The 7080-nt window shown below is 29.6% G+C and carries 4 protein-coding genes; all 4 read right to left on the reverse strand.

The genetic code is table 11. The features are described from left to right. Positions 1-131 precede the first annotated feature (131 nt). Entirely contained in the window at positions 132-1385 is a 1254-nt protein-coding gene (locus DAD81_RS20475) for a hypothetical protein (protein WP_111710331.1), read from the reverse strand. 302 nt (positions 1386-1687) lie between these two features. Next, the gene (locus DAD81_RS20480; RefSeq protein WP_111710333.1) at positions 1688-4561 is read right to left on the reverse strand and encodes a type III restriction-modification system endonuclease; all 2874 of its coding nucleotides are present in this window, start codon (positions 4559-4561) and stop codon (positions 1688-1690) included. A 1-nt stretch (position 4562) separates the two neighbouring features. Continuing rightward, a complete protein-coding gene (locus DAD81_RS20485; protein ID WP_111710335.1) occupies positions 4563-6584 on the reverse strand; it encodes a site-specific DNA-methyltransferase in 2022 nt (673 codons plus the stop codon). Between the two features lies 1 nt (position 6585). Then, on the reverse strand, positions 6586-6792 hold the full coding sequence (locus DAD81_RS20490) for a helix-turn-helix domain-containing protein (protein ID WP_111710337.1): 207 nt from the start codon (positions 6790-6792) through the stop codon (positions 6586-6588). Positions 6793-7080: the final 288 nt, after the last annotated feature.

Consider the following 7080-nt stretch of genomic DNA (forward strand, 5'->3'; position numbering starts at 1 on the left):
TCAAATTAGACCTTTTGCAATCTTCAATTTTTAAAACTTAGTATGTTTTCTGAAAAAACAAAACTCCTTTAAAAAGGAGTTTTTGATTTGTAATTTTTGTTTTTTAGTGCCTTGTGCAACGATTACCGGTGTTACCCACAGTTTATTTTTTCGTTTAATTTCCAATTATCACTAACGATTTTAAATGGACAAGCATTTACTCTCATCCATTGATTCTCAAAGCAATGTTCATCTGTTATATCTTCTTCAGCTCTTTGGCATTGAGCATAAAGAGAACAAATTGTATCATTATTATAATCTAATACTCTTTCAATAACAATACTTTGTCCCAAAAGGTCAAGGAATTCTAAAGCAGGATTGTCCTCATTTCCTTCTTTAGAACCTAAAGGATAAAATTCGTAACCTGAAATCGTTTTTATATGAGGAATACCATAGAAATCAATCAAATTTTTTAATTTTTCGTTGTTATCTATTTCTGAATATAACAATTCAAGTAGAGGTGAAGTGTTTGCTTTAACTGACTGAATTATATTTTCAAACATTTTCTCAAAATGATGTAATTCTGCATAAATTGAACCAGTAAGAGTTTCTTTAAATTCATTAATAGTGGAAAGTAAAAAGTCTTGAATAGATATTTTTTTTTCTTTGTGAACAATCCATCGTTCAACTAAATATTTTTGGTAAATTTCTAACCCATTCAATTCGGGCTCTGTTCTTACTTCTATTAATAATTCGTAAAGTGTTAATGCACAGTTTTGCGAGTTTAATGCTAGGATACATAATGCTATTAATTTTCTTTTATCCTCTAGCAATTCTGGATTAAGAATTTCACAAAGTAATTCTACACTTTTATATGGAAAAGTAGGATGATTAACTTCATCGTCATAATTTAGTTGGCATAATCTAGCCATTCCTTCCTTTACACATAAATTCCCTAATTCAATAGTTTCTATTACTTTCCCTCCTTTGACCAATTCGAAAAGAACCATTTTATATGGTCTGTCATTCTCAATATTTTCTTTGAGGTAGACAGTTATTTTGTCGTATTCTGGACTATAGGACTTTTTTGTGCCATAATATCTATCAAAAACAGCTTTTCCGTCTAAAATCCCATTGCTAAATGGTATATTCTCAATCGGAACGGTTAGCTGTTTAGATTCGTTTATATGCTTTTTAACTTCATAGAGATAATGGAAGTAGAAAATGCTGTTTTTTAATCCAAATATGGTTGTTATGTTTTGAAGATAATGAGTGTATTCGTGAACAAATGTACCCAAATCATTTTTCTGCAAATTTTGAAATTCAATATCAAATTCTCCATTTAGGAAAATAGAAAAGAAATGAGGTTTATAAAATCCTCTTAATTCGTATTCGTTATTGTTCATTTCTCAAATTGTGGGTAACGGTTAGTATATGAAAAGTAGGGCAATTGATAAGCACTTACTTTCGGTTTTGTACTTAGCCATATTTTTCATTTTATTTTTATCTTTTTACTAAAATTTAAATTAAAAATATGGCGGACTTTGCAAATAAGCACAAGCCTTTGATTTAGCACTTTCCGCCCTATTTTTTATATACATTGTTAGCCACTGGCTTTATTCCGCAAACTTGCTAGCGTTGGCGGTTTAAGCTCTTTTAAATTTGTGAGGCACGAGCAAACTTTAAATGTGCTTGAACCTTGCGTAGGCTATTTTTCAACTATAATTTCTCGTATTAAATCTTCTATTTTCTTGTTGCTAAATTGCTTTCTGAATTTAATCTTAATTGTGTCTCCAAAGAACTTTTCTGCGTGTCTTATTTTCTGTTTTTCTTCATTTCTCAAACTTTCTTCAGTTGTGTTTTTTGTTTCTACTACAAAGTATAGTTTTTTCGATTTATCCTCATAGTTTAAAACATAAGCAAAATCTGGCGAATAACTTTTTCCTCCAGCAACAGGAATCTTAATTGAGTTTTTTGGGATTTTAGAAAAAACAACTACTTCTTTCAAGTTTTGCTCAATATTGTGTTTTTCTAATTCAGAATCGTAAAATAATTCATCAAGTAAATAATTATCCGCAACTTTATTCTCGGAATACATAACTCCAACATCAGAAGCAGAAATTTCTTTTAATACATTTCCTTTTTCATCTGTGAATTTAGTTGGATGAATCTCATTACTTACTTTTTGATATTCAATACCAAATTTATCTATGGCATTATACATTAAATAGTTTTCAAATTTTTGCTTAATAATACGAACTGTAGCACTATTTAAGAATTTGTTTATGTCAATATTAGAATCAATAAATGAGCTATTTAAAGTCTTTATATTGATATTTAATATTCTTGCCAATTCCTTCAAAAAACTACTATATTTCATTGTAGAAATTGGCGTTATTTCATTTCCGTAAATCTCTTGTTCTTCTTTAACTCCTGCTATGTTATCAGTTATCTCAATTTGTGCTGTTCTTTCTTTTATTCCTTCAATAGTAAAATTACTGTTTTGCTCATTCAAGAAATTAACAAAAAGTGATTTGAATTTGTCTTCTTTTTCAAACTTGTATTCTAAAATTACCTTTTCATTTAATTTCTCCCACAGTTCTTTTAATTCGATGTATTTTTCTGTTCGTATGCTTACTTGCTTTTTCTTATCTGTAGATTTTCTAACTTTATTAGAACCAACACCTTCAAATATTTTAGGATAGTTGTGTTTGATAAAGTCAAAACCACCTTCTTTAAATTTATTAGACCTTGTAACAACATTATTGTCGTCTAATAATTCAAATAAATCATCTTCTGTAGTTTCATATAATTCACAAATTTTCTTAATGATATTGTCCGATAATTTTTCTGGAATATCCTCTATTGAAATTGCACCAGACTTCTCGTTTATTTCATTTACTAATTTATCTACGAAGTCACTTTCTGTAAAATCTACAAAGTAGTTTAGATAAAACTGTTCATCTTTTACTCGGTTTCCATATTCATTTACTGGAAGTCTTAAACCTCTACCAACTTCTTGCAGTTTTGAAATATCGCTACCACTACTTCTTAATTTACAAATTTGAAAAACGTTTGGATTATCCCAACCTTCTCGCAATGTCCATTTAGAAAAAATAAATCGTCTTGGATTATCCAAATCAAGCATTGCTTGTTTATCGTGCAATATTTCGTTTATTTCTTTTTCAATCGCTTCATCTTTTTCTGAATTATCTTTAGAGAAATAACCTGCGTGAGTAAGACTTATATCTTTTAATGTTTTTTCAAGATATGCTTTGTAAAATTTGTTTTTTTCTGTTTTAAGCAAAGTTTCTACTTCTACTTTTATTAAATTTTCAATAGTCGTTCTTAAATAACCATCTTCATTTCTATACTCATCAATATTGTCAATAAAAAAGAGTGTAATAGGTTTTATTTTTACACTTCTAGTAAGTAATTGCTTTTCATTTTCAAAATGGCTTTTTATTGCCTTTTGAATCATTATTTCTTGTAGTTTTTCTGCGTAAGAATAAGGGTTTAATTTATCTCCTTTAGATAATTCAATTCCATTAGATAAAACAACCTTCGTTTTATTTAAACTTTCTACATACAAATCTTCCATTGCAGGATGTACTCTTTGTAAACTTTCTTTTTTAGTAAGCTTAAATGTTTTTTTACTCTTGTCTTCTAACAATTCAAAAGTGGCTTCTTTTCCATCTGTATTATTAAGTTTCACAATAGCATTCTTTCCACTTTCAAACTCTGTAATATGTCCTATTACACCTTTTACTAAATTACGATTGAAAGAATCTACCGCAGTTAACGTGTAAACCAAATTCTCATATTCTTTAAATGTAGCACCATAACGCAAAACGAATTGCGGTTTCATTTTTTGAATATTCTCCCAAGTTTTGTTTGATTTTGAAAATTTGTGTGGTTCATCAATAATTAGAAAAGGATTAACTGCCGAAATTGCTTTAAAAGGAACTATATGTTTGTCAAATATTCCTTTATCAAAACTCTTTTGCATTGTTTCAGAGTTTATCATTCCTGCATTAATAACCATTACTTGAATGCTGTTTTTTTCGTAAACTCCTGCGTTTACAAAACTATTTACAGCAGGTGGCATAAAAGATTTTTTGTTTTTTCCTCCCTTTTTACTTTCTACAATATGCAATTTAATGGTTTTACCATATTGCTCTTTAAAATGAGCTCTTGCACTATCACTTTTTAGAAAATCTACTGTTCCTGCTTTAATTGAAAGTGTAGGTACAATGACAATAAATTTAAAAAGGCCGTAATTTTTATTGAGTTCAAAAATGGTTTTGGTGTATGTATAAGTTTTTCCTGTTCCAGTTTCCATCATAATATCTATGATGTTACTATTTAGGTTTACTTTACCTTCAATATTATTTACCTTTTGTAATTCTATTATGTTTTTAGGATAGGTGTTATTACCGTCATAAATATTTAAGATAGGATTAAGGAATTGTTTATCCACTCCCTTTGCTTTTTCTATTTCTAAATTATCAAAAACAGTAACTGTGCTTTTTACCGCTTGCGTTTGATGCTGTAGATTTTTTTCAAAATTAAATCCTTTCATATTAATAGCGTGTTATAAAGTCAATATCAATACTTTTTTTGTTCGCATAAGACTTAATGTTCTCGCTAATTTCACGTAGATTTTTACTCTCAAAATGATAGCCAAACGCAATAATTGTATTTGGGTTGAAGTCTTTATCACTATCTATTTTTTCTAATAATTGTTTTAGGTTTTTAGTTTTAAAACCTTTATCTGTTAAATACAATTTCTCATTACTATAATGTGCTGTGTAGCCATTTAAGTCCCTTTCTTGTAATGTTTCAGTAAGTAAGATGCCATCATAGGTTTTCCAAGTAACTAAGAGTGCTTTAATATCTTCTTTAGTTAGTTTGCTTTCATCAAAAAGTTGCATTTGTTTAGCATCTAATTCTTCTGATTCGAAATTATAATCTTCCCATATTGGCATTGTTTCAAATACCTTGAAACCTAAATCTTGATTTGATAAATCTTTCTTCTTGCTGGCTTCTGTTTTTAATGTATGTTCTCCTTTACACGAGTGACAATGTTCTCCGTCCTCTCCACATCCTTCACATTTTATTTTTTTAGATTTAGTTGGCTTGTCTATATTTTCTTCTTGTATTTTTTTTGATGCACGAATTAACCGTTCTTTTGTAATTTCAAAAATGGTTGGTGTTTCTATTTTTAATTCATTTTTCACAAATTCGTAAGCAGGTTTATTGCTTTTTGGGTCAATAAGTTCAGGTAGTTGCGCTAAAATAAATTTACGGTTCCCATTATCTTCTGCGTTGAGTAGCATTATTGCATCTCCTGTTGTTCCCGAACCTGCGAAGAAGTCTAAAACAGTATCTCTATTATTTAAATTAGCTAAATAAATTAAATTTCGGATTAATTTGATTGGTTTGGGGTTGCTAAATATATTTTTCACACCACCAAATAGTGATGTCATATGATTATTAGCTTCTTGGTTATGTCCAAATTTATCGTGATTCCACCAATTAGTAGCTGATTGACCTTCGTTTTCTCTTTCAAATCGATAGTATTTTTTTCTTGGTGCCCCATTTCCTTTATCAGGAAAATAAATTCTTCCATCTTCTAAGTGTTCCTTAAAAGTTTTTTCTTCTCCCATCCATTCTTCATCAAGAATTTTACCTGTAGGTGTAGTAATTTGATAAATGCTACCACCTTGATCTGAGCCAGTTTTCCAAGGTTTTGAAGCCCAATCTCCTTTAGGGTCACTGTCAGGATTACTGAAACTGCCTGTGAGCTCTAATTTACCTACACCTGATTGTTTGTATGCTTCTTTATTTTTAGAGTAAACTAAAATATGCTCCGCAACAAGCCCTATCATTTTTGTTTTATCATTGGGTTGGTTATGTCTTCTTCTCCAATGGATATGACCCTGAAAATTATCCTCTCCAAAAACATCATCTAATAATATTTTTAATTGTGCTACTTCATTATCATCAATAGAAACAAAAATAACACCATCCTCTTTTAGTAGTTGTTCGGCTATATAAAGTCTTGGATACATAAAAGTTAACCAAGCAGAGTGGCTATTACTTTTACTTTGTGTAAAATCTAGAATACGTTTGGCACGTTCTTCACTTACTCCAGACAACTCTTGTAGTTCTTCTACTGTAAATTTTCTGTCGTCTGCGTATACAAAACCATCACTACCTGTATTGTATGGTGGGTCAATGTATATCATTTTTATTTTTTCGTAATAGGCATTTGATAAGTGCTTTAGCACTTCTAAATTGTCGCCTTTTATGAGTAGGTTCTCAGAATTTTTATTTTCGTCTTTTTGGTTAAATTTTTCATCTGCTTTTAATAGAGTAGTGGTTTCGTCTGTTGCCAATAAACGTGCATAAGATTTACCTAGCCAATCCATTCCGTAGCTTTCTTTAGAGAAGTTTATTTCGTTTTTAGAAAGTTGCTTTTTAAATTTTTCAAAGTTAAATTCTCCGTTTTTTTCAAAACAATTTGGGAAATTATTTTTCAGAGTTTCCAAATCTTTGTTTGGTGGTGTTATATTACCTGTTGTATTTTGTTCTTTGCTCATCTTATTTCCCAGTATTATTTTCGCTATCTACTAATAAGTCTTTTGCATTGACTTGAAGTATTTCTGCAATTTTGTATAAGTCTTCTAAACTCGGTTGTCTTTTGTTTCTTGCGTATTCATTAATGGTCGGATAACTTTTGTCCATTTTTTCGGCAAGCCAAGTTTGACTAATTCCTTTGTCTTTCAGAATTTCTTTAATTCGGTTCATTTGAAACCTTTTTTGTTAATTCGGCAGAAAGATAGCAAAAATTCATTGTTTTATGATGAATATTTTCATTGTATTTTCAGAAGTAGCGTTAGGAAAAGGCAAGCTCTTTTTATTTTTTGAGGCACGAAAAAAATGAAATGTGCTTGACTGTGCGGTTGGCTTGTATTGTACTGATATAGGTTGACCTTTTTTTATGATTAAAAAGTTAATAATTCCAGTTTATTTTTATTTTTTCGATACGATTTATAGTCTACATTTTGATTTATATGTACGTATTTAGGAGTGTTT

The sequence above is a fragment of the Lutibacter citreus genome (genome assembly GCF_003260195.1).
GTDB lineage: Bacteria > Bacteroidota > Bacteroidia > Flavobacteriales > Flavobacteriaceae > Lutibacter > Lutibacter citreus.